General features: G+C 65.7%; 22 protein-coding genes. 13 read left to right on the plus strand and 9 right to left on the minus strand.

The window, feature by feature from the left end:
* The first annotated feature begins 5 nt into the window (after positions 1–5).
* Positions 6–980 carry an HTH-type transcriptional regulator CysB gene (cysB, locus tag HU751_RS03245; RefSeq protein ID WP_011533140.1) on the plus strand — a complete coding sequence of 325 codons (975 nt, stop codon included), beginning with the start codon at positions 6–8 and terminating at the stop codon, positions 978–980.
* A gap of 38 nt (positions 981–1,018) precedes the next feature.
* On the opposite strand, the gene HU751_RS03250 is transcribed toward cysB, so the two are convergent.
* The 5 genes from HU751_RS03250 to rloA form a co-directional block, all read right to left on the minus strand.
* Positions 1,019–1,753: a phosphoadenylyl-sulfate reductase gene (locus HU751_RS03250; protein WP_186734334.1), complete on the minus strand. Its 735-nt coding sequence runs from the start codon at positions 1,751–1,753 to the stop codon at positions 1,019–1,021.
* Positions 1,754–1,866: 113 nt separating this feature from the next.
* Positions 1,867–3,210, minus strand: a complete 1,344-nt coding sequence (gene pabB, locus HU751_RS03255) for an aminodeoxychorismate synthase component I (protein ID WP_186734333.1) — start codon at positions 3,208–3,210, stop codon at positions 1,867–1,869.
* Between the two features lie 248 nt (positions 3,211–3,458).
* Positions 3,459–4,439 carry an alpha-L-glutamate ligase-like protein gene (locus HU751_RS03260; RefSeq protein WP_028692610.1) on the minus strand — a complete coding sequence of 327 codons (981 nt, stop codon included), beginning with the start codon at positions 4,437–4,439 and terminating at the stop codon, positions 3,459–3,461.
* Positions 4,439–5,974, minus strand: coding sequence for an osmotic stress tolerance membrane protein RloB (rloB, locus tag HU751_RS03265; protein ID WP_186734332.1), 1,536 nt, complete (start codon positions 5,972–5,974; stop codon positions 4,439–4,441). The genes HU751_RS03260 and rloB overlap by 1 nt, the downstream gene beginning before the upstream one ends.
* 5 nt (positions 5,975–5,979) lie before the next feature.
* A complete protein-coding gene (gene rloA, locus HU751_RS03270; RefSeq protein WP_186734331.1) occupies positions 5,980–6,516 on the minus strand; it encodes a retropepsin-like aspartic peptidase RloA in 537 nt (178 codons plus the stop codon).
* Positions 6,517–6,801: 285 nt separating this feature from the next.
* Between rloA and HU751_RS03275 the strand changes: the two genes are divergently transcribed.
* From HU751_RS03275 to prpD, 6 genes are all read left to right on the plus strand, one after another.
* Complete coding sequence (locus HU751_RS03275; protein WP_186734330.1) at positions 6,802–7,518, plus strand: GntR family transcriptional regulator; 717 nt, start codon at positions 6,802–6,804, stop codon at positions 7,516–7,518.
* The gene (gene prpB, locus HU751_RS03280) at positions 7,515–8,405 is read left to right on the plus strand and encodes a methylisocitrate lyase (RefSeq protein ID WP_028692606.1); all 891 of its coding nucleotides are present in this window, start codon (positions 7,515–7,517) and stop codon (positions 8,403–8,405) included. Before HU751_RS03275 ends, prpB begins: the two co-directional genes overlap by 4 nt.
* A 114-nt stretch (positions 8,406–8,519) precedes the next feature.
* Positions 8,520–9,647: a bifunctional 2-methylcitrate synthase/citrate synthase gene (prpC, locus tag HU751_RS03285; protein ID WP_028692605.1), complete on the plus strand. Its 1,128-nt coding sequence runs from the start codon at positions 8,520–8,522 to the stop codon at positions 9,645–9,647.
* Positions 9,648–9,811: 164 nt separating this feature from the next.
* Positions 9,812–12,400 (plus strand): Fe/S-dependent 2-methylisocitrate dehydratase AcnD, encoded by a 2,589-nt coding sequence (gene acnD, locus HU751_RS03290; RefSeq protein WP_186734329.1) that lies wholly within the window; start codon positions 9,812–9,814, stop codon positions 12,398–12,400.
* 151 nt (positions 12,401–12,551) lie between these two features.
* Entirely contained in the window at positions 12,552–13,742 is a 1,191-nt protein-coding gene (prpF, locus tag HU751_RS03295; RefSeq protein ID WP_186734328.1) for a 2-methylaconitate cis-trans isomerase PrpF, read from the plus strand.
* A 168-nt stretch (positions 13,743–13,910) separates the two neighbouring features.
* Positions 13,911–15,395: a 2-methylcitrate dehydratase gene (gene prpD, locus HU751_RS03300; RefSeq protein ID WP_186734327.1), complete on the plus strand. Its 1,485-nt coding sequence runs from the start codon at positions 13,911–13,913 to the stop codon at positions 15,393–15,395.
* A 183-nt stretch (positions 15,396–15,578) separates the two neighbouring features.
* Here the strand turns inward: prpD and acnB are convergent, their stop codons facing one another.
* The gene (gene acnB, locus HU751_RS03305; protein ID WP_186734354.1) at positions 15,579–18,188 is read right to left on the minus strand and encodes a bifunctional aconitate hydratase 2/2-methylisocitrate dehydratase; all 2,610 of its coding nucleotides are present in this window, start codon (positions 18,186–18,188) and stop codon (positions 15,579–15,581) included.
* Positions 18,189–18,597: 409 nt separating this feature from the next.
* Between acnB and HU751_RS03310 the strand changes: the two genes are divergently transcribed.
* A complete protein-coding gene (locus HU751_RS03310; RefSeq protein WP_186734326.1) occupies positions 18,598–19,077 on the plus strand; it encodes a DUF1289 domain-containing protein in 480 nt (159 codons plus the stop codon).
* A 66-nt stretch (positions 19,078–19,143) separates the two neighbouring features.
* Here HU751_RS03310 and queD read toward each other — a convergent pair whose 3' ends face one another.
* Together queD and HU751_RS03320 are read right to left on the minus strand one after the other, a co-directional pair.
* Entirely contained in the window at positions 19,144–19,500 is a 357-nt protein-coding gene (queD, locus tag HU751_RS03315; RefSeq protein ID WP_023630589.1) for a 6-carboxytetrahydropterin synthase QueD, read from the minus strand.
* A 53-nt stretch (positions 19,501–19,553) separates the two neighbouring features.
* On the minus strand, positions 19,554–20,633 hold the full coding sequence (locus HU751_RS03320) for a patatin-like phospholipase family protein (RefSeq protein WP_186734325.1): 1,080 nt from the start codon (positions 20,631–20,633) through the stop codon (positions 19,554–19,556).
* Positions 20,634–20,966: 333 nt separating this feature from the next.
* On the opposite strand from HU751_RS03320, the gene HU751_RS03325 reads away from it, so the two are divergent.
* The 5 genes from HU751_RS03325 (at position 20,967) to HU751_RS03345 (ending at position 25,118) form a co-directional block, all read left to right on the plus strand.
* A complete protein-coding gene (locus HU751_RS03325) occupies positions 20,967–21,272 on the plus strand; it encodes a PepSY domain-containing protein (protein ID WP_186734324.1) in 306 nt (101 codons plus the stop codon).
* Positions 21,272–21,586, plus strand: coding sequence for a PepSY domain-containing protein (locus tag HU751_RS03330; RefSeq protein ID WP_186734323.1), 315 nt, complete (start codon positions 21,272–21,274; stop codon positions 21,584–21,586). The genes HU751_RS03325 and HU751_RS03330 overlap by 1 nt, the downstream gene beginning before the upstream one ends.
* Positions 21,587–22,255, plus strand: a complete 669-nt coding sequence (locus HU751_RS03335; protein ID WP_050705081.1) for a response regulator transcription factor — start codon at positions 21,587–21,589, stop codon at positions 22,253–22,255.
* A complete protein-coding gene (locus tag HU751_RS03340) occupies positions 22,252–23,571 on the plus strand; it encodes a sensor histidine kinase (protein ID WP_186734322.1) in 1,320 nt (439 codons plus the stop codon). The genes HU751_RS03335 and HU751_RS03340 overlap by 4 nt, the downstream gene beginning before the upstream one ends.
* Before the next feature lie 389 nt (positions 23,572–23,960).
* Entirely contained in the window at positions 23,961–25,118 is a 1,158-nt protein-coding gene (locus tag HU751_RS03345) for an HPP family protein (protein ID WP_186734321.1), read from the plus strand.
* On the opposite strand, the gene HU751_RS03350 is transcribed toward HU751_RS03345, so the two are convergent.
* Positions 25,092–25,958 carry a LysR family transcriptional regulator gene (locus tag HU751_RS03350; RefSeq protein ID WP_186734320.1) on the minus strand — a complete coding sequence of 289 codons (867 nt, stop codon included), beginning with the start codon at positions 25,956–25,958 and terminating at the stop codon, positions 25,092–25,094. The genes HU751_RS03345 and HU751_RS03350 overlap by 27 nt on opposite strands.
* Positions 25,959–26,016 lie beyond the last annotated feature (58 nt).

Here is a 26,016-nt window from a genome sequence, read left to right on the forward strand (position 1 = left end):
TATCTATGAAGCTTCAGCAACTGCGCTACATCTGGGAAGTGGCGCACCATGACCTCAACGTTTCCGCGACGGCGCAGAGCCTGTATACCTCCCAACCGGGCATCAGCAAGCAGATCCGCCTGCTCGAGGACGAGCTGGGCGTCGAGGTCTTCGCCCGCAGCGGCAAGCACCTGACCCGCGTCACCCCGGCGGGCGAGCGCATCATCAATACCGCCGGCGAGATCCTGCGCAAGGTCGAGAGCATCAAGCAGATCGCCCAGGAATTCTCCAACGAGAAAAAGGGCACCCTGTCGATCGCCACCACCCACACCCAGGCGCGCTACGCGCTGCCGCCGGTGATCAGCAACTTTATCAAGCAGTACCCGGAAGTCGCCTTGCACATGCACCAGGGCTCGCCGATGCAGATCGCCGAGATGGCGGCCGACGGCACCGTCGACTTCGCCATCGCCACCGAGGCGCTGGAGCTGTTCGGCGACCTGATCATGATGCCGTGCTACAAGTGGAACCGCTGCGTGGTGGTGCCTCAGGGGCACCCGCTGACCAAGCTGCCGAAGCTGACCCTGGAAGCGGTGGCCGAGTATCCGATCGTCACCTACGTGTTCGGCTTCACCGGTCGTTCCAAGCTCGACGAGGCGTTCAACCACCGTGGCCTGACGCCGAAGGTGGTGTTCACCGCCGCCGACGCCGACGTGATCAAGACCTATGTGCGCCTGGGCCTGGGCGTGGGCATCGTGGCCAAGATGGCGGTCGATCCGAAGCTCGACAGTGACCTGGTGTGCCTGGATGCCAGCGAGCTGTTCGAGGCCAGCATCACCAAGATCGGCTTCCGTCGTGGCACCTTCCTGCGTGGCTTCATGTGCGACTTCATCGAGAAGTTCGCGCCGCACCTGACCCGTGAGGTGATGGCCAAGGCGATTCAGTGCCATAACAAGCAGGAGCTCGAAGAGCTGTTCGAGGGCGTTGAGCTGCCGGTGCACTGATCTGAAATAGCTGGGGCCGCTTTGCGGCCCCAGCTATTTCAAGCCTTGCTGATCAGGTTGCCAGCGTGCAACCCGCATTCCTTCTGCGTCGACTCTTCCCACCACCAACGCCCTTCACGCTCGTGCTGGTTCGGCAGCACCGGGCGGGTGCACGGCTCGCAGCCGATGCTGATGAAGCCGCGCTCGTGCAGGCTGTTGTAGGGCAGCTCGAGCATGCGGATATAGCCCCAGACTTCCTCGCTGGTCATCTGCGCCAGCGGGTTGAACTTGTACAGGGTGCGCTCCGGGGTGGAGAAGGCGCTGTCGATCTCCAGCGCCGCCACCTGGCTGCGGGTGCCGGGGCTCTGGTCGCGGCGCTGGCCGGTGGCCCAGGCGCTGACGGTGGCCAGCTTGCGGCGCAGCGGCTCGATCTTGCGGATGCCGCAGCACTCGCCATGACCGTCCTTGTAGAAGCTGAACAGGCCTTTTTCCTTGACCAACGGGTCGAGCTTGTCGCGGTCCGGGCTGAGGATCTCGATGGGCAGGTTGTACTGCTCGCGCACCTGGTCGATGAACCGGTAGGTCTCCGGGTGCAGGCGGCCGGTGTCGAGGCTGAACACCTTGACCTGCTTGTTCAGCTTCCAGGCCATGTCCACCAGCACCACATCCTCGGCGCCGCTGAAGGAGATCCACAGGTCATCGCCAAAATGCTCGAAGGCGAGCTTGAGGATCTCCTGCGGGGACTTGCTGGCGTAGGTCGCGGCCAGGGCGGCGACGTCGAAGGGTTGGCTCATCAGGCGGTTTCCATCGGGTGAGTGGCGCTGTGCGCTCGTAGTGGTCAGATGGTAACAAAAAATGGCGGGGCAGACGCCTGGCGATCGCGGGGCAAGCCCGCTCCCACGGAGTCTTACAGCGCCTGCAGTGTTTCCATCAGCACCCGCACCTTGGCGATCGACTCCTCGTACTCGGCCTGCCAGTCCGAGTCGGCCACCACCGCGCCGCCGCCCCAGCAACTGACCTGGCCATCCTTGACCAGCAGGCTGCGGATGGCGATGGAGCTGTCCATCTCGCCGCGCACATCGACATACAGCAGTGAGCCGCAGTACAGCGCCCGGCGCGCCGGCTCCAGCTCGTCGATGATCTGCATGGCGCGGATCTTCGGGGCGCCGGTGATCGAGCCGCCGGGGAAGCTGCCGGCGATCAGGTCCAGGGCGTCCTTGTCGGTGGCCAGGCGGCCGACCACGCTGCTGACCAGGTGATGAACGTTGGGGTAGCTCTCCAGGCTGAACAGCTCCGGCACCTTCACCGAGCCGGTCTGGCAGGTGCGGCCGATGTCGTTGCGCAGCAGGTCGACGATCATCAGGTTTTCCGAGCGGTCCTTGGGGCTGGCCAGCAGCTCGGCGGCGTTGCGCGCGTCCTCGGCCGGGTCGGCGGCGCGCGGGCGGGTGCCCTTGATCGGGCGGGTCTCGACCGCACCCTGGCTGACACGGATGAAGCGCTCGGGGGAGAAACTCAGCAGCGCCGTGCCTTCATCCAGCTGCTGGTAGCCGGAGAACGGCGTCGGGCAGGCGGCGCGCAGGGCCTGGTAGGCGCGCCACGGGTCGCCCTGGCAGGGGGCGCGAAAGCGCTGGGTGAGGTTGATCTGGTAGCAGTCGCCGGCCTGGATATAGCGCTGCACCTGGTCGAACGCCGACCGGTACTGCTCGGGGCGAAGATCGCCGGTCATGGGCGCGAGCAGGTGGAAGTCACCGCTATCGCCCGGGGGGCTGGCCTCGAACAGCGCGATGAGCCGTTGCCGCTCGGCCTCGGGCAGGCTCGGGTGGAACACCAGCTGGCTGTTGCACAGCCGATGGTCGGACACCAGTGCCCAGGCATACAGCCCCAACCGGGCGTCGGGCAGGCCGAGGTCGTCGACCGCGTGCGTCGGCAACTGCTCCAGGCGCCGGCCGAAGTCGTAGCTCAGGTAGCCGATCAGGCCGCCGGCGAACGGTAGCTCGATGCCCTCGGGCAGTTGTGCCGTGCCCAGGTCGGCCAGGGCCTGGCGCAGACGCTGCAGGTAGTCGCGACCGTCTTCCTCGGGGTGTGCCTGCAACTGCTGCAGCGGCCAGGCGCTGAGCAGGTCGTAGCGGCCGCGTTCGGCACCCGGGCGGGCGCTGTCGAGCAGGATCGCACCGGGCGCGCGGCGCAGGCGTTCGAAGTAGAAGGCGGGGTCGGGCTGGTAGGACAGGGGGTGGAGCGTACAGGTCGGCATCAGGATGGACGGCGATGAACAAGCGAGGTGGGCGATTGTAGACCCCGGGGGGGAATGCGCCTAGCGCTGGCAGCGACATTCGCCATCCGGATTTGCGCATTCCCCCTGTAGGAGCGGCCTTGCCGAGGCGTCGGACCGGCCGGAAAGGGCCGCAAAGCGGCCCCAGGATTTCAGCGTTGATGCAAAGATCGTCGGGGCTGCTATGCAGCCCTTTCGCGGCGCAAGGCCGCTCCTACAGAGGGGCGCGGTTACAGCGGATTGACGTGCCCGAACAAGCCCTGCGAGACCTTCACGCGCTGCTCGGCATCCTCGCTGCGACCTTCCTTGGCCAGCATCTCCAGGTGCGCCTCGATGGCATGGGTGCGCTGGGTCAGGCCGCAGTCGTTGGCGATCTGGATGTTCAGGCCCGGACGGGCGTTGAGCTCGAGGATCAGCGGGCCCTTGTCCTGGTCCAGGACCATGTCCACGCCGATGTAGCCCAGCCCGCACAGCTCGTAGCAGCTGGCGGCGAGCTTCATGAAACCGTCCCAGTTCGGCAGTTGCACGCCGTCCACCGCGTTGGTGGTGTCCGGGTGCTTGCTGATGATCTTGTTCAGCCAGGTGCCGCGCAAGGTCAGGCCGGTGGCCAGGTCCACGCCCACGCCGATGGCGCCCTGGTGCAGGTTGGCCTTGCCGCCGGACTGGCGGGTCGGCAGGCGCAGCATGGCCATCACCGGGTAGCCCATCAGCACGATGATACGGATGTCCGGCACGCCTTCGTAGCTGATGCTCTTGAAGATCTGGTCCGGGGTGACCCGGTACTCGATCAGCGCGCGGTCGCGGTGCCCGCCCAGCGAGTACAGGCCGGTGAGGATGCTGGAGATCTGGTGCTCGATCTCCTCATGGCTGATGATCTTGCCCGACACGGTGCGGTAGCGATCTTCGAACCGGTCGGCGATCACCAGGATGCCGTCACCGCCGGCGCCCTGGGCCGGCTTGATGACGAAGTCGCTGCGTCCGCCGATGATCTCGTCGAGTTTCTCGATCTGCTTCTCGGTCTCGATGATGCCGTACATCTCCGGCACATGGATGCCGGCCGCCAGGGCGCGCTCCTTGGTGATGATCTTGTCGTCGACGATCGGGTACAGGTGGCGCTTGTTGTACTTCAACACGTAGTCCGCGTTGCGCCGGTTGATACCCATGATGCCCCGGGCCTCCAGGGCTTTCCACGTCTTGATCAGGCCAAACATCAGGCGTCAGCCTTCTTCAGGAATGCCTTGAAGCGCACGAGCTCGGTCAGGCGGTAGCCGCGGTAGCGACCCATCGCCAGCATGAAGCCCACCAGGATCAGCAGCACCGCCGGGAAGGTGAAGACGAAGTACACCGCTTCCGGCACGGTCATCAGCAGGTGCGCGATGGAGGCGGCGAACAGGGTGCCGACGGCCACTTTCATGGCATGGCCGCCGCCACGCTCTTCCCAGGTGATCGACAGGCGCTCGATGGTCATGGTCAGGATCACCATCGGGAACAGTGCCACCGACAGCCCTCGCTCCAGGCCCAGCTTGTGGCTGAACAGGCTGATGGCGGCGATCAGCACCACGACGAAGGTCAGTACCACCGACAGGCGCGGCAGCATCTGTAGCTTGAGGTGCTCAAGGTACGAGCGCAGCGACAGGCCCAGGGCGGTGATCACCGTGAACAGGATGATGCCGAAGCCCAGCTGGGTCTCGCGGAAGGCCAGGGCGATAAGCACCGGGGTGAACGTACCCAGGGTCTGGATGCCGATCAGGTTGCGCAGCACCAGGATCACCAGCACGCCGATCGGGATCATCACCATGATCATGAAGGTCTGCTGGGTCTGCAGCGGCAAGCCGTACAGCGAGTATTCGAGGAAGTCGGCGTCGGTGTTCTCGTCGGTCAGCTTGGCCAAGCGGATGGCGTTCATCTCGCTGTTGTTCATGCTGAAGGTGACGGTGGCCCTCTTGCCGCCATCGACGGTGATCAGGTTGTCGTCACCGGTCCACCACAGCAGGCGGTCGCTGGGCAGGCCCTGCTCGCCGGTCTCCGGGTTGAAGTACAGCCAGTCGTTGCCGTTGAAGCTGCGCAGCCACAGTTCGGGGCTCTGCGGGGTGTCGGCCACCAGGCGGATGGTGTGGACCTTCTCCAGCGGCACGTGGGCGATGGACAGCAGCAGGTCGATGACCTGGGCCTTCTTCAGCGGCGAGTTGTCGCCGGCCAGCAGCAGCTTGGCGTTGTCGTCGTTGACATTGTTGACCCGCTTGATGGTCTCGCTGACGAAGGTCTCGACGTCGGCCGAGTGCTGGCGGATCGGTGCCATCAGCGCTTCGGCGGCGATCTTCTCCGGGCCCTCGACGGCCAGGCTGTCGCGGAAGGTCGGGCCCTTGATCTTGGTCTTTTCGTTGCTGTAGCGCTTGGTCAGCACCAGGCGGTAGTAGAGGGTCTGGTTGCCGCTGGCGCGACGGGCCGACCAGGTCACCTTGCGGTTGCCGTCGGCGCGGTTGACGCTGACCCCGTAGTTGTTGGAGATGAAGCTCTCGTTGAGGCTCACGTAGTCACGGTTCAGCGGGGGCACGAACATCTGCACCTTGACCGGGTCCTTGGCGCTGGCGACGAACTCGACCTTGGCGTCGATGTTCCACAGGTCGTCGGTCTCGTCCTCGGTCACCGGGATGCCGAGGGCGAAGATCTGGTAGGCCGTGATCGCGATGCCCAGCAGCACCAGGACGGTGATCAGGACTTTCAGATGGAGGGTAAGAGAGCGCATCGGAATTACTCTGCTTTGGGAGCTTCGGTGGCGCAGGCAGGTTTGCCGGCCGCGTATTTAAGGCTTGGGTCGACCAGCGCACCGAAGTGCTTGAGGGCCTCGGAACCGATCAGCAGCGGGAACTGGAAAGCGCTGCGGTCGGTGAGGTTGACCTCGATGGTGCGTTGCGTCTGGCCCATGCAGATCTCGAGTTCGATGACCGGACGGGCGGTGTAGGCCTTGCCGGATTCGCCATCATAGTCCCCGGCGCGGCGCTTGATCTTGCTGACGCGGGCCAGGGGGCGTTCGATGGGGTGCTTGTGCGCGGCGTCGATGGCCAGGTAGAAGCGCACCCAGCTCTCGCCGTTGCGCTTGAAACGCTTGATGTCGCGGGCGCTGAGCGAGGCGGTCTTGGCGCCGGTGTCGAGCTTGGCCGCCACTTCCAGGTCAAGGTCGCCCAGGCGGGCGTATTCGTTCAGGCCGTACACGGTCTTCTCGGCCGCGGGCGCGAGCGCCGGCAGCAGGGTCAGGCAGAGCAGCAATAAAGCGGGTTTGAGTCTCATAATCCTGGCGCGGTGCTGTGCAGGTTTCAGGGCAAGGCGACTGGCCAAGCGTCCTCATTGATCTGTCAACAACATGAAATGATGACAGACACACTATCCATGCTCCCGAAGGAGCGCGGCATTCTATCACGCCGATGTCTTGACGCCAGCGCGCCCGCGATCAGACCCCATGAAAGCGGGGTAAGTTCGTTATTAGACGATTGTCGACAATATTCTTTTTGTCTTTGACTCCATGCCTCTATTTGGCTAGTTTTGGCGTCACTGATTTTGAAGGTGTCGACAATCATGCTGGACACAGCCCCGGCCACCACATTGCCCCAGGACGAGACCGAGACCCTCTCGGAGCACGTCTTTCGCTGCATCCAGGCCGCCATCGTCAAGGGTGACATCGCGCCCGGCAGCAAGATCTCCGAGCCGGAGCTGGCGCGCACCTACGGCATCAGTCGTGGCCCGTTGCGCGAGGCGATTCATCGCCTGGAGGGCCAGCGCCTGCTGGTGCGCGTGCCCCATGTCGGCGCCCGGGTGGTGTCGCTCAGCCATGCCGAGCTGATCGAGCTGTACGAAATCCGCGAATCCCTCGAAGGCATGGCCTGCCGCCTGGCCGCCGAGCGCATGAGCCAGGCGGCCATCGACGAGCTGCGCCACGTGCTCGACACCCATGAGCGCGACGCCGCGTTCCAGGCCGGCCAGGGCTACTACCAGCAGGAAGGCGACTACGACTTCCACTACCGGATCATCCAGGGCAGCGGCAACCAGACCCTGTACAAGATGCTCTGCGGCGAGCTGTACCAGCTGGTGCGCATGTACCGCATCCAGTTCTCCAGCACGCCCAACCGCCCGCGCCAGGCCTTCTCCGAGCACCACCGCATCCTCGATGCCATCGAAGCTCGCGACGGCGAACTGGCAGAACTCCTGATGCGTCGCCACATCGGCGCATCCAAACGCAATATCGAGCGCCACTACCAAGGTGCCGACAACAATAGCCCACGAGGTGAGTCATGACAGTGAAGAGCACGCCCGGCCAGCGTTTCCGTGACGCGGTCGCCGCCGAACATCCGCTGCAGGTGGTCGGGACCATCAACGCCAACCACGCCCTGCTGGCCAAGCGCGCCGGCTTCAAGGCCATCTACCTGTCCGGCGGCGGTGTCGCCGCCGGCTCCCTGGGCCTGCCGGACCTGGGCATCAGCGGCCTGGACGACGTGCTCACCGACGTGCGGCGCATCACCGACGTGTGCGACCTGCCGCTGCTGGTGGATGTCGACACCGGCTTTGGCGCCTCGGCCTTCAACGTCGCCCGCACCGTCAAGTCGATGAGCAAGTTCGGTGCTGCAGCCATTCATATCGAGGACCAGGTCGGCGCCAAGCGCTGCGGCCATCGCCCGAACAAGGAGATCGTCTCGCAGCAGGAGATGGTCGACCGCATCAAGGCCGCCGTCGACGCCCGCAGCGACGACAGTTTCGTGATCATGGCGCGCACCGACGCGCTGGCCGTGGAAGGCCTGAACGCCGCCCTGGACCGCGCCGCCGCCTGCATTGAGGCCGGCGCCGACATGATCTTCCCGGAAGCCATTACCGAGCTTTCGATGTACAAGACCTTCGCCGACCGGGTGAAGGCGCCGATCCTGGCCAACATCACCGAGTTCGGCGCCACGCCGCTGTACACCACCGAGGAACTGGCCTCGGTCGACGTGTCGCTGGTGCTGTACCCGCTGTCGGCCTTCCGCGCCATGAACAAGGCGGCCGAGAACGTCTACACCGCGCTGCGCCGCGACGGCACCCAGAAGAACGTGATCGACACCATGCAGACCCGCATGGAGCTCTACGATGCCATCGGCTACCACGCCTTCGAGCAGAGCCTCGATGCGTTGTTTGCGCAGAAAAAAGGGTAGAAAGGCCTGACGCTGTACCTGTAGGAGCGGGCTTGCCCCGCGAATGCGCCGGTACAGCCACCCCTGATTAGCCAGAAAAGACTTCGATAACAAATTCAAGAAAGGAGAAACACCATGGCCGAAGCAAAAGTACTCAGTGGCGCGGGCCTGCGTGGCCAGGTGGCCGGCCAGACCGCGCTGTCGACCGTCGGCCAGGCCGGCGCCGGCCTGACCTACCGCGGCTATGACGTGCGCGACCTGGCCGCCGGCGCCGAGTTCGAGGAAGTCGCCTACCTGCTGCTGTACGGCGAGCTGCCGAGCAAGGCTGAGCTTGCCGACTACAAGCGCAAGCTCAAGGGCCTGCGCGACCTGCCGCAAGCGCTGAAGGAAGTGCTCGAGCGCATCCCGCGCGACGCCCACCCGATGGACGTGATGCGCACCGGCTGCTCGGTGCTTGGCACCCTGGAACCGGAACTGACCTTCGACGCCCAGCGCGAGAAGACCGACCGCCTGCTGGCGCTGTTCCCAGCCGTGATGTGCTACTGGTACCGCTTCACCCACCACGGCGTGCGCATCGACTGCACCAGCGACGAGGACACCCTCGGCGGCCACTTCCTGCATCTGCTGCACGGCAAGAAACCGAGCGCGCTGCACGTCAAGGTGATGAACGTTTCGCTGATCCTCTACGCCGAGCACGAGTTCAACGCCTCGACCTTCACCGCCCGGGTCTGCGCCTCGACCCTGTCCGACCTGTACTCCTGCGTGACCGCCGCCATCGGCTCGCTGCGCGGCCCGCTGCACGGCGGCGCCAACGAAGCGGCAATGGAACTGATCGAACGCTTCCAGACCCCGCAGGAAGCCACCGCCGAGCTGCTGCGCATGCTCGAGCGCAAGGACAAGATCATGGGCTTCGGCCACGCCATCTATAAAGAGTCCGATCCGCGCAACGAGGTGATCAAGGGCTGGGCCAAGCAACTCGCCGATGAAGTCGGCGACAAGGTCCTGTACCCGGTTTCCGAGGCCATCGACAAGACCATGTGGGAGCAGAAGCGCCTGTTCCCCAACGCCGACTTCTACCATGCCTCGGCGTACCACTTCATGGGCATCCCGACCAAGCTGTTCACCCCGATCTTCGTCTGCTCGCGCCTGACCGGCTGGGCCGCGCACGTGTTCGAACAGCGCGCCAACAACCGCATCATCCGCCCGAGCGCCGAGTACGTCGGCGTCGAGCAGCGCCAGTTCGTGCCGATCGAGCAGCGCTGATCAGAAGAGACAGGCTGTAGGTCTGTTGTGGGAACGGGCTTGCCCCGCGATTGCGCCAGCAGGTTCAACCTCGCTGGCGCATGCGATGCAATCGCGGGGCAAGCCCGCTCCCACGAATCTGCCAATGCCTGCCCAGGTAAACCGTGACCGAGCCCGATAACGATATGAACACCGCATTCCGCAAGAACCTGCCAGGCACCGCCCTGGACTACTTCGACGCCCGTGCCGCGGTCGAGGCGATCAAACCCGGCGCCTACGACGGCCTGCCGTACACCTCCCGCGTACTCGCCGAAAACCTGGTGCGCCGCTGTGACCCGGCCACCCTCAACGCCTCGCTGGAACAGCTGATCGAGCGCAAGCGCGACCTCGACTTCCCCTGGTTCCCGGCCCGCGTCGTGTGCCACGACATCCTCGGCCAGACCGCCCTGGTCGACCTGGCCGGCCTGCGCGACGCCATCGCCGACAAGGGCGGCGACCCGGCCCAGGTCAACCCGGTGGTGCCGGTACAGCTGATCGTCGACCACTCGCTGGCCGTCGAATGCGGCGGCTTCGACCCGCAGGCGTTCGAGAAGAACCGCGCCATCGAGGACCGCCGCAACGAAGACCGTTTCCACTTCATCAACTGGACCAAGCAGGCGTTCAAGAACGTCGACGTGATCCAGCCGGGCAACGGCATCATGCACCAGATCAACCTGGAGAAGATGTCGCCGGTGATCCACAACGATCGCGGCGTGGCCTACCCGGACACCTGCGTCGGCACCGACAGCCACACCCCGCACGTGGATGCCCTGGGCGTGATCGCCATCGGCGTCGGCGGCCTGGAGGCCGAGAACGTGATGCTCGGCCGCGCCTCGTGGATGCGCCTGCCGGAGATCGTCGGCGTCGAGCTGACCGGTCGCCTGGCGCCGAACATCACCGCCACCGACCTGGTGCTGGCGCTCACCGAGTTCCTGCGCAAGCAGAAGGTGGTCGGCGCCTACCTGGAGTTCCACGGTGCCGGCGCCAGCGCGCTGACCCTGGGCGACCGTGCCACCATTTCCAACATGGCCCCGGAATACGGCGCCACCGCGGCGATGTTCGCCATCGACCCGCAGACCATCGACTACCTCAAGCTCACTGGCCGCGATGACCAGCAAGTGCAGCTGGTGGAGACCTACGCCAAGGCCGCCGGCCTGTGGGCCGACAGCCTGGCCAAGGCCGAGTACGAGCGCACCCTGAGCTTCGACCTGTCGAGCGTGGTGCGCAACATGGCCGGCCCGTCCAACCCGCACGCCCGGGTGGCCACCAGCGACCTGGCGGCCAAGGGCATTGCCGGCCAATGGCAAGAAGTGCCTGGGCAGATGCCGGATGGTGCGGTGATCATCGCCGCCATCACCAGCTGCACCAACACCAGCAACCCGCGCAACGTGATCGCCGCCGGCCTGCTGGCGCGCAACGCCAACAAGCTCGGCCTGGTCCGCAAGCCATGGGTCAAGTCGTCGCTGGCGCCGGGCTCCAAGGCCGTGCAGTTGTACCTCAAGGAAGCAGGCCTGGAGCAGGAGCTGGAGCAACTGGGCTTCGGCATCGTCGCCTTCGCCTGCACCACCTGCAACGGCATGTCCGGTGCGCTGGACCCGGTGATCCAGCAGGAAATCATCGACCGCGACCTGTACGCCACCGCCGTGCTGTCGGGCAACCGCAATTTCGACGGGCGCATCCACCCGTACGCCAAGCAGGCGTTCCTGGCTTCGCCGCCGCTGGTGGTGGCCTACGCCATCGCCGGCACCATCCGCTTCGATATCGAGAAGGATGTGCTGGGCGTGGTCGACGGTAAGGAGATCCGTCTCAAGGACATCTGGCCGAGCGATGAGGAGATCGACGCCGTGGTGCGTGCCTCGGTCAAGCCGGAGCAGTTCCGCCAGGTGTACATCCCGATGTTCACCATCGAGGAAGACAAGGGGCCGAAGGTCGCGCCGCTGTATGAGTGGCGCCCGATGAGCACCTACATCCGCCGTCCGCCGTACTGGGAAGGCGCCCTGGCCGGTGAGCGTACCCTGCGTGGCATGCGCCCGCTGGCGGTGCTGCCGGACAACATCACCACCGATCACCTGTCGCCGTCCAACGCCATCATGCTCGACAGCGCCGCCGGCGAGTACCTGGCGAAGATGGGCCTGCCGGAGGAGGACTTCAACTCCTACGCCACCCACCGCGGTGACCACCTGACCGCCCAGCGCGCCACCTTCGCCAACCCCAAGCTGTTCAACGAGATGGTGCGCAAGGACGACGGCAGCGTGAAGCAGGGTTCGCTGGCGCGCCTTGAGCCGGAAGGCAAGGTGACTCGCATGTGGGAGGCCATCGAGACCTACATGGAGCGCAAGCAGCCGCTGATCATCGTTGCCGGTGCCGACTACGGCCAGGGCTCGTCCCGTGACTGGGCGGCCAAGGGCGTGCGCCTGGCTGGTGTCGAGGCCATCGTCGCCGAAGGCTTCGAGCGTATCCACCGCACCAACCTGGTGGGCATGGGCGTGCTGCCGCTGGAGTTCAAGCCGGGCACCGACCGCAAGACCCTGGGCCTGGATGGCAGCGAGACCTACGATGTGCTCGGCGAGCGCACGCCACGGGCGACGCTGACCCTGGTGGTGACGCGGCGCAATGGCGAACGTGTCGAGGTGCCGGTGACCTGCCGCCTGGATACCGCCGAAGAGGTGTCGATCTACGAGGCGGGTGGCGTGCTGCAGCGCTTTGCCCAGGACTTCCTGGAAGGCGCGGCCTGAGCATGAAACGGGGGCCGCTTTGCGGCCCTTTCGCGACACAAGGCCGCTCCCACAAAGAGCGGCGCAGTACCTGTGGGAGCGGCCTTGTGTCGCGAAAGGGCTGCAGGGCAGCCCCAGGGTACTTCACCGGACTATCAGGATGCCCAAGACAATGGCTCATGTACCCCAGATCAAAATCCCCGCCACCTATATTCGTGGCGGCACCAGCAAAGGCGTGTTCTTCCGCCTCCAGGACCTGCCCGAGCGGGCCCAGATCCCGGGCCCGGCCCGTGACGCCCTGCTGCTGCGGGTGATCGGCAGCCCCGACCCGTACGGCAAGCAGATCGACGGCATGGGCGGCGCCACCTCCAGCACCAGCAAGACGGTGATCCTGTCGAAGAGCATCAAGGCCGACCACGACGTCGACTACCTGTTCGGCCAGGTCTCGATCGACAAGGCCTTCGTCGACTGGAGTGGCAACTGCGGCAACCTGTCCGCCGCGGTCGGCTCGTTCGCCATCAGCGGCGGGTTGGTCGATGCCAGCCGCATCCCGCGCAATGGCATCGCCACCGTGCGGATCTGGCAGGCCAACATCGGCAAGACCATCATCGCCCATGTGCCGATCACCGACGGCGAGGTGCAGGAAACCGGCGATTTCGAGCTTGACGGCGTGACCTTCCCGGCCGCCGAGGTGCAGCTGGAATTCCTCGACCCGGCCGCCGACGAGGATGGTGACGGCGGGGCGATGTTCCCCACCGGCAACCTGGTCGACGACCTCGAGGTGCCGGGTGTCGGCACCTTCAAGGCGACCCTGATCAACGCCGGCATCCCGACCATCTTCGTCAATGCCGCCGATATCGGCTATACCGGTACCGAGCTGCAGGACGCGATCAACGGCGATGCAGCGGCATTGCAGCGTTTCGAGACCATCCGTGCCCATGGCGCGGTGCGCATGGGGCTGATCGAGCACATCGACCAGGCCGCTGGGCGCCAGCACACGCCGAAGGTGGCGTTCGTCGCGGCACCGACCGGCTATACCTCCTCCAGTGGCAAGGTTGTCGCCGCCGAGGACGTTGACTTGCTGGTGCGTGCGCTGTCGATGGGCAAGCTGCACCACGCGATGATGGGTACCGCGGCGGTGGCCATCGGCACCGCTGCGGCGATCCCGGGGACGCTGGTCAACCTTGCCGCCGGTGGCGGCGAACGAAGTGCCGTGCGTTTCGGCCATCCGTCCGGAACGTTGCGGGTCGGGGCCGAGGCGCGTCGGGTGGACGGGCAATGGACCGTGACCAAGGCAATCATGAGCCGAAGCGCTCGGGTGCTGATGGAGGGCTGGGTGCGCGTGCCCGGTGATAGTTTCTAAGGCATCAGTAGTGCTCGGCATTCGTTGAGCGGGGCCGCTCTCGCGGCCCATCGCCGGCAAGCCGGCTCCCACAGGGATAGCGCTTGGCTTGAGGGCGGCGCGGTCGGGGTGGGAGCCGGCTTGCCGGCGATGGGCTGCGCCGCAGCCCCAGTTGCAAAGGAGCCGCCAATGAGCGCCAATACTGAATCCAACACCCGCCCCGACTACGACCAGGTCCTGCAGACCCTCGCCGACTACGTGCTCGGCTACCGCGTCGATTCCCCCGAAGCCCTGAACACCGCCCGCCATTGCCTGATGGACACCCTGGGCTGCGGCCTGCTGGCCCTGCGCTTCCCCGAATGCACCAAGCATCTTGGCCCGTTGGTCGAAGGCACAATCGTCCCCCATGGCGCTCGCGTGCCGGGCACCAGCTACCGCCTTGACCCGGTCAAGGCCGCCTGGGACATCGGCTGCATCGTCCGCTGGCTGGACTACAACGACACCTGGCTGGCGGCGGAGTGGGGCCATCCCTCGGACAACCTCGGCGGTATCCTGGCGGTTACCGACCACCTCTCGCAAACGCGTTTGGCCAATGGCGAGGCGCCCCTGGTCATGCGCGAGGTGCTCGATGCCATGGTCATGGCCCACGAGATCCAGGGCGTGCTGGCGCTGGAGAACTCGTTCAACCGGGTCGGCCTGGACCATGTGCTGCTGGTCAAGGTCGCCTCCACGGCGGTCTGCGCCAAGCTGATGGGCGCCAATCGCGAGCAACTGCTGTCGGCGCTGTCCCACGCCTTCGTCGATGGCCAGGCCCTGCGCACCTACCGCCACGCGCCCAATGCCGGGTCGCGCAAGTCATGGGCAGCGGGGGATGCCTCCAGCCGCGGCGTGCGCCTGGCCGATATCGCCCTGCGTGGCGAGATGGGCGTGCCCGGTGCGCTGACCGCCAGGCAGTGGGGCTTCTACGATGTGTCGTTCAGCCACACCAACAAGGACCTGGCGCTCAAGCCCGAGCCGCTGCGTGAACTGCGCCTGCCGCAGCCGTTGGGCAGCTACGTGATGGAAAACGTGCTGTTCAAGATCAGCTTCCCCGCCGAGTTCCACGCCCAGACCGCCTGCGAGGCCGCGGTGACCCTGCACCCGCAGGTGCGCAACCGCCTGCACGAGATCGACCGGATCGTCATCACCACCCATGAGTCGGCGATTCGCATCATTTCCAAGGAGGGCCCGCTGGCCAACGCCGCGGACCGCGACCACTGCCTGCAATACATGACGGCGGTGCCGTTGATATTCGGTGACCTGGTGGCCGAGCACTACGAGGATGCCTTCCATGCCGCGCACCCGAGCATCGACCGCCTGCGCGAGAAGATGGTGATCGTCGAGGAGCCGCGCTTCAGCCGCGAGTACCTGGAGGCCGACAAACGCTCCATCGCTAATGGCGTACAGGTGTTCTTCAAGGACGGCTCGCACACGCCGCAGGTAGTGGTGGAGTACCCGATCGGGCATCGGCGTCGGCGGGAGGAGGGGATGCCGTTGCTCGAGGCCAAGTTCCGCGAGAACCTGGCGACGCGGTTTGCGCGGCAGCGCTGTGAGGAGATCGTGGCGTTGTGCAAGGACCAGGCGAGGCTGGAGGGCATGCCGGTGCACAGGTTTGTCGATCTGTTCGTGATTTGATGTTGCCTGTTGCGGCCTCATCGCTGGCAAGCCAGCTCCCACAGGTTTGGCGCAGACCTTGAGCACTGCGCGATCCTGTGGGAGCTGGCTTGCCAGCGATGAGGCCGGCGGCGCTAACAAAAAAGCCCCGGTATCTCTACCGGGGCTTCTTCTTACCGCTTGTAACTTACCACTTGCAGCTGCTTACGCCTGAACCACCGGGATCTTGGCGTTGGCCGCGGCTTCGCGGAACTCGGCGATCTGGTCGAAGCTCAGGTAGCGGTAGACGTCGGCAGCCATGCTGTCGATGTCTTTCGCGTACTGCATGTACTCTTCGACGGTCGGCAGCTTGCCGATGATCGAAGCCACAGCAGCCAGCTCGGCCGAGGCCAGGTACACGTTGGTGGCGTCGCCCAGACGGTTCGGGAAGTTACGGGTCGAAGTGGAGACTACGGTGGAACCGGTCTGCACACGTGCCTGGTTACCCATGCACAGCGAGCAGCCTGGCATTTCCATGCGCGCGCCAGCCTTGCCGTAGATGCCGTAGTAGCCTTCCTCGGTCAGCTGGTGGGCGTCCATCTTGGTTGGCGGGGCCAGCCACAGGCGGGTCGGGATACCGCCCTTGACCTTGTCCAGCAGCTTGCCGGCGGCGCGGAAGTGACCGATGTTGGTCATGCACGAACCGATGAACACTTCGTCGATCTTCTGGCCCTGTACGGTCGACAGCAGGCGTGCGTCGTCCGGGTCGTTCGGCGCGCAGAGCACAGGCTCCTTGACGTCGGCCAGGTCGATTTCGATGATCTCGGCGTATTCGGCGTCCTTGTCGGCTTCCAGCAGCACCGGGTTGGCCAGCCAGGCTTCCATCGCCTGGGCACGACGCTCCAGGGTACGGGCATCGCCGTAGCCTTCGCTGATCATCCAGCGCAGCAGGGTGATGTTGGACTGCAGGTACTCGGCGATGGCCTTCTCTGGCAGCTTGATGGTGCAACCGGCGGCGGAACGTTCGGCCGAGGCGTCGGACAGCTCGAAGGCTTGCTCGACGGTCAGGTCGTTCAGGCCTTCGATCTCCAGGATGCGGCCGGAGAAGGCGTTCTTCTTGCCTTTCTTCTCGACGGTCAGCAGGCCTTTCTGGATGGCGTAGTAAGGGATGGCATGCACCAGGTCACGCAGGGTGATGCCAGGCTGCAGCTTGCCCTTGAAGCGGACCAGGATCGACTCCGGCATGTCCAGCGGCATGACGCCGGTGGCGGCGGCGAAGGCCACCAGGCCGGAACCGGCCGGGAACGAGATGCCGATCGGGAAGCGGGTGTGCGAGTCGCCACCGGTGCCGACGGTGTCAGGCATCAGCATGCGGTTCAGCCAGCTGTGGATGATGCCGTCGCCTGGGCGCAGCGACACGCCGCCACGGGTGCGGATGAAGTCTGGCAGGGTGTGGTGGGTGGTGACGTCGATCGGCTTCGGATAGGCCGCGGTGTGGCAGAACGACTGCATCACCAGGTCGGCGGAGAAGCCCAGGCACGCCAGGTCTTTCAGCTCGTCGCGGGTCATCGGGCCCGTGGTGTCCTGGGAACCGACGGTGGTCATCTTCGGCTCGCAGTAGGTGCCTGGACGCACGCCCTGGCCTTCCGGCAGGCCGCAGGCGCGACCGACCATCTTCTGCGCCAGGGTGAAGCCCTTGGTCGAAGCGGCTGGCTGCTCGGGTTTCTTGAACAGGTCCGATGGAGCCTGGCCCAGTTCGGCGCGGGCTTTCTCGGTCAGGCCACGGCCGACGATCAGCGGGATACGGCCACCGGCGCGGACTTCGTCGAGCAGTACTTCGGTCTTCAGTTCGAAGCTGGTGACCAGCTCGTCGCTGCCATGACGGCGCACTTCACCTTTGAACGGGTAGACGTCGATGACGTCGCCCATGGCCAGGTTGGTGCAGTCGAATTCGATCGGCAGGGCGCCGGCGTCTTCCATGGTGTTGTAGAAGATCGGGGCGATCTTGGTGCCGAAGCAGAAACCACCGGCGCGCTTGTTCGGCACGTACGGGATGTCGTCGCCGAAGAACCACAGCACCGAGTTGGTGGCGGATTTACGCGAGGAACCGGTACCGACCACGTCACCGACGTAGGCAACCGGGAAGCCTTTGGCTTTCACGGCTTCGATCTGGGCCAGCGGGCCGACCGAACCTGGCTGCGAAGGCTCGATGCCGTCGCGGGCCATCTTCAGCATGGCCAGGGCGTGCAGTGGGATGTCAGGGCGCGACCAGGCGTCCGGGGCAGGGGACAGGTCGTCGGTGTTGGTTTCGCCAGGCACCTTGAACACGGTCAGGGTGTACTTGTCGGCGATCGCCGGACGGCTGGTGAACCACTCGCCGGCAGCCCAGGATTCCAGCACGGCCTTGGCATGGGCGTTGCCAGCCTTGGCTTTTTCAGCCACATCGTGGAAGGCATCGAACATCAGCAGGGTGTGCTTGAGCTGTTCGGCCGCGACGGCGCCCAGTTCGGCGTCGTCCAGCAGCGCGACCAGCGTCTCGATGTTGTAGCCGCCCTGCATGGTGCCCAGCAGCTCGGTGGCGTGCTTGCGGTCGATCAGCGGGGACTTGGCTTCACCCTTGGCGACGGCGGAGAGGAACGCGGCCTTGACGTAGGCGGCTTCGTCGACCCCTGGCGGAACGCGGTTGGTGATCAGGTCTACGAGGAAGGCTTCTTCGCCGGCCGGCGGGTTTTTCAGCAGCTCGACCAGGCCTGCAGTTTGTTCGGCGTTCAGCGGCTGGGGCACGATACCCAGAGCGGCACGCTCTTCGATGTGTTTGCGGTAGGCTTCAAGCACAGTTATTACCCTCATCAGTGGTCCCTAAAGGGAGTCCGGGACGCTCATCCAGCATTCCCATGCACCCATGCGCTCAAGACGGCTTTTTGGGCCGGCAAGCCAGGGTCGCAGAGAATCCTTACAGAAGCTGCTTTCAAAGTTTTACGCCTGTAGAACGGAAGGCTGATGAGGGGTTGGCCATGGCCATGCGCGCTTGCATGGACAGGGCCAACGCCGTTCTACCGGATGAACTGTGCTCGTGACGCTTTGAAAACAGCTTCCAACGGACATTGTTGCCTTGAAAAGGCGGAGTGATTCTACGGCAAAAATAAGCCGAAAGTAAGGCGGCGTAGATGACTTTAACGGGTGACCCTGGTTAGACAAAGGGCTAACATGAACCGGTGTTCCACCGCCAAGCCGTTGTTTCTACATGTCCAACCAATCCATCAAGACCCCTTGCGTCGGCCTGTGCTCCACGGTCTACGGCGACCTGGTGTGCCGCGGCTGCAAGCGCTTTCACCACGAAGTGATCCACTGGAACGGCTACGACGACGAGCAGAAGCGCGCCGTGTGGCTGCGCCTGGAGCAACTGCTGGTGCAGGTGATGATGGCCAAGCTGGAAGTGTTCGACAAAGAGCTGCTGCGCCAGCAGCTGGAGCAGCGTTCGATCCGCTTCGTGGCGCACCAGTCCGAGTATTGCTGGGCGTATCAGCTGATCGCCCGCGGGGCGCGGATGATCCGTGACCTGGAGGCGTACGGGATGGCGCTGCTGCCGGAGTTCCGCGACTGGGAACTGCCGCAGTTGCGCGATGCCATCGACCGGGAATTCTTCCTGCTGTCGGAGGCGCATTACCAGCGCTATATCGCGCCGAGCTTTCTGCGTGATGCCCTGGATCGCGGGCAGGGCTGAGTTCTGGGGTGGTAGTGCTGGCCTCTTCGCGGGCAAGCCCGCGAAGAGGCCAGTGAAGATCCCTGATCAGTCGCCGGTGTACTCGCACCCGCTGGTGCAAGTCTCATGGATCCGCACCTTCGACAGCTCCGGCAGCAGCGGCTTGACCTGGTCCCAGATCCACTTGGCGATCACTTCGCTGGTGGGGTTTTCCAGGCCCGGAATGTCGTTCAGGTAGTTGTGGTCCAATTGCTCGTAGATCGGCTTGAAGATCGCCTTGATCTCGGAGAAGTCGCGGATCCAGCCGGTGTGCGGATCGAGCGGGCCGGTCAGGTGCAGGGCGACCTTGAACGAGTGGCCATGCAGGCGACCGCACTTGTGGCCGGCAGGGACGTTGGGCAGGCGGTGAGCCGATTCGAAGGTAAATTCCTTAAAGATTTCCACGCTGGCATAACTCTGTGTGAATCAACGATGCGCGCAGTCTACCAGCATGCCCGCTACAAGGCTTGCAACCGATCCTGCAACCGCCCGGTGGCGATCAGCTCCAGCAGTTCGTCGCCCAGGCGCCGGCTTTCGGCCATGGCCTGGTACCAGTAGTGCCTGCGGCCCGGCGCATCGCCCATGAAGCGCTTGAAGTCGTTGCGGTCCGGCAGCTTGCCGTAGGGCAGGGCGGCCAGGTATTGCGGCGACGGGGTCATCAGCAGCACGTTCTGCAGGCGCGTGGCGTCGCCCTTGCGCCAGGGCAGGGCCTTGTCGAACCAGCCGGGCACCACCTTGTCGGTGAAGTGCGGGTAGAGCACCAGGTCGTCGCCCTGGTAGGGCAGGTCCAGGTGATAGTCGAGCAGGCCGCCGTCGCGGTAGGTGCCGGCGCCGGCGCCGGGAATGTCGCGCACGCCTTCCATGACCATGGGGATCGAGCCCGAGGCGAGCAGGGCGTGGCGCAGGTTGGCCAGGTCCAGCGGCAGGCTGCGCGACGGGAAGTCGGTCAGTGGCTCCAGCGGCGGGGCGGCGCGTTGGTCGTGGAGGATGACCCGCTCGAAATGCCGGCCCAGGCGCGAGCGCCCCAGCAGGTTGCTGGCGATCACCGAGGACAGGCCCATGCCCAGGCGGCCGCGGTGGTCGTGGGCGAGCTGGCCATGGCTCTTCACCACCAGGATGTTCAGGCGATAGTGCGGGTTGGCCAGGACCTGCCCGTCGCGGCCTTGCAGCAGGTCGTCGAGCATGCGCTGGCAGCTCTGGCTGATCTCTTTCGGCGTCACGCCCTTGGCGAAGTCCTGCTCGGTGTACAGCTCGCCCAGGCGGCGGAGGCCGGCGACCGGATCGTCGAGGCAGGCGCTGGCGAAGCGCCAGGCACCGATCGAGGCGCCGATCAGCGCGCGCTGGCGCGGCGCGCTGGGCAGCCATTCACCGAACAACGCCAGGTCCAGGCCTTGGATCCCCAGCGGCTTGGGGCCACCGGCGGCACCCGGCAGCACACCGACATCGGCGGCCCGCAGGCCGCGCTCGCGGATCTGGCGCAGGGCACGCTGGCCGGCCTTGAAGGTCAGGGCGGGGTACTTGATGTGGATGGCGCTCATGGCGGGGTCTCGGGTGGGGCAGGCGGGCAGTATAGAGGTTTTGCCGGCTGTATCGCGGGGCTGGACGTACACATCCCCTGTAGGAGCGGCCTTGTGTCGCGAAAGGGCCGCAAAGCGGCCCCAGGATTTCAGCGTTGATGCAAAGATCGCCGGGGCTGCTTTGCAGCCCTTTCCGACCGGTCCGACGCCTCGGCAAGGCCGCTCCTACAGGGGACTGCGCATGGGCACCAAGAGCTGCGCTATCATGCGGCCAGCTGTTTTCAGGTTGAGTTAAGGACCGGTGGTTAATCTTAACCCCGTAGACAAATTACATATCTCGCTGGAGAGAACCTCATGAAAACTTTGACTGCCCTTGTTACTGCCGCCGCCCTGACGCTTGGCGCCAGCGTTGCCCTGGCCGATGTACCGGCTCACGAGATCAGTGGCCTGGAAAAGGCAGGTACCGTTCAGTCGCTGCAGAAAATCGCAGACATCGCCAAGGCCAAGCACCCAGGCGCCACCATCACCGATTCCGAACTGGAAAACACCTATGGCCGCTACGTGCTGAAGGTCGAGCTGCGTGATGCGCAGAACGCCGAGTGGGACGTGGACGTCGATGCCAAGACCGGTGAAGTGCTGCGGGACGCCCGGGACAACTGATGAGCGATCTACCGCGAACAACGCGCTATCTTGCCTTCGCACTGATGACCGTCTGCTCGCTGGCCGCCGCGCGCGACCTGGATCAGGATGAAGCCCTGGCCCTTCGGCAAAAGGGCATCATCCTGCCGCTGGAGCAACTGCTCGAGTCCGCCCTGGGGCGTTACCCCGGGGCGCGGCTGTTGGAAGCGGAGCTGGAAGAGAAGCACGAGCGCTACGAGTACGAGGTCGAACTGCTGACCCCGGCCGGCGTGGTGCGCGAGATCAAGCTCGATGCCCGCACCGGCGAGTTGCTCAAAGACGAGGAAGACGACTGAATGCGCCTGCTGCTTGTCGAGGACAATGTCCCCCTGGCCGACGAACTGACCGCCGCCCTACAACGCCAGGGCTACGCCGTGGACTGGCTGGCCGATGGCCGCGACGCGGTGTACCAGGGCCAGAGCGAACCCTACGACCTGATCATCCTCGACCTCGGCCTGCCCGGCTTGCCGGGGCTCGAGGTACTGGCGCAGTGGCGCGCGGCCGGCCTGGCCACCCCGGTGCTGATCCTCACCGCCCGCGGCTCCTGGGCCGAGCGGATCGAGGGGCTCAAGGCCGGCGCCGACGATTACCTGAGCAAGCCGTTCCACCCCGAGGAGCTGCAACTGCGCATCCAGGCCCTGCTGCGCCGGGCCAAGGGACTGGCCAACCAGCCGAAGCTGGAAGCGGCCGGCCTGCACCTGGACGAATCGCGCCAGTGCGTGAGCCGCGAGGGTGTCGATGTCCAGCTCACCGCCGCCGAGTTCCGCCTGCTGCGCTACTTCATGCTGCATCCGGGGCAGGTGCTGTCCAAGAGCCACCTGGCCGAGCACCTGTATGACGGCGAAACCGAGCGCGACTCCAATGTGCTGGAGGTTCACGTCAACCATCTGCGGCGCAAGCTCGGCCGCAGCGTGATCGAGACCCGCCGCGGCCAGGGTTACGTGTACGCCGGGAGCGCCGCGTGAAGTCGATCCAGGCGCGCCTGAGCCTGGGCCTGGTGGCGGTGCTGGTGGTGGTGGGGCTGGCCCTGGCGCAGTTGACCCTGTGGCTGTTCGAGGCCGGCCTGCAACGCTACCTGGAAGCCGGCCTGCGCAAGGAAAGCGAGAACCTGCTGGTGGCGCTGGTGCGTGGCCCGTCCGGCCTGCAACTGGACGAGCGACGACTGTCGGCGGCGTATCAGCAGCCGTTCTCGGGCTATTACTTCCGTATCGATTTCGACCAGGGCACCTGGCGCTCGCGTTCGTTGTGGGACATGGACATGCCCAAGCCCGGCAAGCCGGGGCTGGACGATGGCCACGAGCTGGGCCCCGAGGGTCAGCAACTGCTGGCCTATCGTGGTGATTACCGGCGCCTGGGGCAGGACATCTCGATCAGCGTGGCCCAGGATTATTCGCCGGTGCGCGACGGCTTCCGGCACATGCAGCAGATCGGCCTGGGCCTGGGCCTGGTGGCCTTGCTGCTGGTGCTGGTGCTGCAGCGCATCACCGTGACCCGCTCGCTGCGCCCGCTGGAACGGGCGCGCCAGCAGATCGCCCAGTTGCAGCAGGGCCAGCGTTCGCAACTGGACGCCGAGGTGCCCAGCGAGCTGCAACCGCTGGTGGACCAGATCAACCACCTGCTGGCCCACACCGAGGACAGCCTGCGCCGCTCGCGCAATGCCCTGGGCAACCTCGGCCATGCCTTGAAGACGCCACTGGCGGTACTGCTCAGCCTGGCCGCCAGCGAGCGCCTGCAGGCATTGCCCGAGGTGCGTGCGCAGATGCGCGAGCAGCTGGAGCAGATCCAGCAGCGCCTGGCCCGCGAGCTCAACCGCGCGCGCCTGGCCGGCGACGCGCTGCCGGGCGCGCAGTTCGACTGCGACGCCGAGTTGCCGGGGCTGCTGGCGACCCTGGGCATGATCCATGGCGAAGGCCTGCTGCTGGAGCGGGATGTACCGCCCGGGCTGTTGTTGCCCTGGGACCGCGAGGACCTGCTGGAGTTGCTCGGCAACCTGCTGGACAACGCCTGCAAATGGGCCGACAGCGAGGTGCGCCTGGGTATCGCGCCGACCGCCGAGGGTTACCGGCTGTGGGTGGACGACGATGGTCCGGGCATCCCCGAGACGCAGCGCCTGCAGGTGCTCGAGCGCGGCTCGCGGCTGGACGAGCAGGTCGACGGCCATGGCCTGGGGCTGGGCATCGTGCGCGATATCGTCGAGGCCTGGGGCGGGCGGATTGCGCTGCTGGAAAGCCCACAGGGCGGGCTGCGGGTCAGCATTGACCTGCCGCGCAAAGGACGTTGATCCGGGCTACGCAATCCCCTGTAGGAGCGGCCTTGTGCCGCGAAAGGGCTGCGTAGCAGCCCCAGGGTTTCAGCGTTGACGCAAAGATCGCTGGGGCCGCTTTGCGGCCCTTTCCGACCGGTCCGACGCCTCGGCAAGGCCGCTCCTACAGGATTGCGCATGGCCTCAAGAGGAACGGATCAACCCTGCAAAAAAATTGCAGTACAGCCGCAGTTTTTTGAATTGGCCCGTCACTGCCCACACCCGGCACAATCCCTCCCCACGAAACCCTGCAGTTTCCATCTCTCCATGGACGGAGCCCCTTGCGCCATTGCATTGCGCAACACAGGGCCCAGGCCGGTCGCGCTGGGCTTTCTTTTTCCGCACAAGAACACGATCCGAATACCCCGATGCCTGCCTCGCGTCCCCCATCCCGCTTGCAGCGCCTGCTTCCGGCGCCCCTGAACATTCCCCCAAAAGAGTGGCTGCGCGCTGGCCTCGGCGCGCTGCTGGGCCTGTTTCTCGCCGGCTACTTGTGCAGCCTGGCCTACGGCCCATCCATCGCCCTGCACCTGCTCGGTCCGCTGGCGGCCTCGGCGGTGCTGGTATTCGCCGTGCACTCCGGGCCCCTGGCCCAGCCCTGGCCGGTGCTGGGCAGCTATGCCCTGGCTGGCGTGGTGGGCCTGGCCATGCGCCACGGTTTCGGTGATGGCCTGTGGGTCGCGGCGGCGGCGCTGGGTATCGCGATCCTGGCGATGTGCCTGCTGCGCTGCCTGCACCCGCCCGGTGGCGGCGTGGCGGTGAGCGCGGTACTGGCCGATCCGGGCCTGGTGGCCATGGGTGATCACCTGCTCGAACCGGTGCTGCTCAATGCGCTGGTGCTGGTGGGCGTGGCGGTGCTGTACAACCGCCTGACCGGCGTGCGCTACCCCAAGGGTGCGGCGCCGCGCAAGGATCCGCACCATACTCACGATCCCCTTGCGGGCGAGCGGGTCGGTATCCGGGGCGAAGACCTGGACCAGGCCCTGGCAGAGATCGGCGAATTCGTCGACGTCACTCGCGACGAACTGGAACGCATCATCCTGGCCACCGAGCAGCATGCCCTGCAGCGCAGCCTGGGCGGCATCACCGCGCGCTTGGTGATGTCCCGTGACGTACAGTTCGCCACCCCGGCCACCACCCTGGAGCGGGCCTGGCGAATGCTCGCCGACCACCACCTGAAGACCCTGCCGGTGCTGGAAGATGGCCGCCTGGTCGGCATCGTCAGCCTCAGCGACCTGGTCGGCGCGGCCATGGCCCGTGGGCGGTTCAGCTGGCGTGGTCTGTTCCGGCGCCAGCCCGTGCGCCTGGAACAGGTGATGAGCCGCCGGGTGGTCAGTGTCGACGGCGAGCAACCCCTGGAACGCTTGCTGCCGTTGCTCAGTGAACAAGGCTTGCACTGCCTGCCGGTACTCGACGGCGAGCGTCTGGTGGGGGTGATCACCCAGACCGACCTGATCGCCGGCCTCAAGCGACACCTGCTCAGCGCCGCCGCGTCGGGCTCAGATCAGCGGGTCCCAGCGTTGTGACCAGTCGCTTTCACCGGCCGCCACCAGTCGGCGCAGCACCGCGAAAGCCTGTTGCAGGGCCTCGCTGTCGCGTTCGCGGGCATGCACCAGGAAGGTCGGGTAGGTGAACTCCGGCGCCTGGGGCACGCGCTCGAACACGCCGCTTTGCAGGTAGGCCTGCACCACCCGCGTGCGGAAATAGCCGCTGCCGCCGCGGTCGAGGATGAACTGTAGCGCCAGTGGCCCAAGGTTGAAGCTCAGGGCCGGGCGTGACAGGTCGGGCAGGGCGGCATCGTGCTGGCGGCGGAATGCCTCGCCCCAGTCGATATAGACATACGGATCGGGCGCATTGACCCGGCGCACGCGGATCAGCTTCTCTTCCATCAACTGCTCGACCTGCAGGCCCGGGCCATAGGTCGGCTGGTAGACCAGCGCAGCGTCGAGCAGACCCATCTGCACCTTGCGCAGCAGCGATTCGCCGTCGCTGACCTCGCTGCGGATGGCGTGGCTGGGTAGCTCGCAATGCAGGGCGCTGACCCAGTCGAGCAGCATCGGATTGCCCAGGCTCACCTCGGCGCCCACGTGCAGCACCTGCTGGCAGCCCTGGGGCAGCGGCAGGTCGCGGCGCGCCGCTTCCCAGGTCTGCACCAGCTGGTTGGCATAGCTGACGAACGCCTCGCCGTCGCTGGTGAGGCTGGCGCCATTGCGGCTGCGCACGAACAGCTGGCAGCCCAGTTGCTGCTCCAGGCGCTGGACCCGGGCGCTGATCGCGGTCTGCGACACGAACAGGCGCTCGGCGGCGGCGACCAGGCTGCCGCAGCGGACGATTTCCAGGAAGGTGCGGGCCTGCTCGATATCCATGGCGCGGTTCTGTGGCGGGAGGGGTGGCCTATTCTAGAGGCTTTGCACCGTTGTGGGG

The organism is Pseudomonas peradeniyensis (assembly GCF_014268935.2).
In the GTDB taxonomy this organism is placed as follows: domain Bacteria; phylum Pseudomonadota; class Gammaproteobacteria; order Pseudomonadales; family Pseudomonadaceae; genus Aquipseudomonas; species Aquipseudomonas peradeniyensis.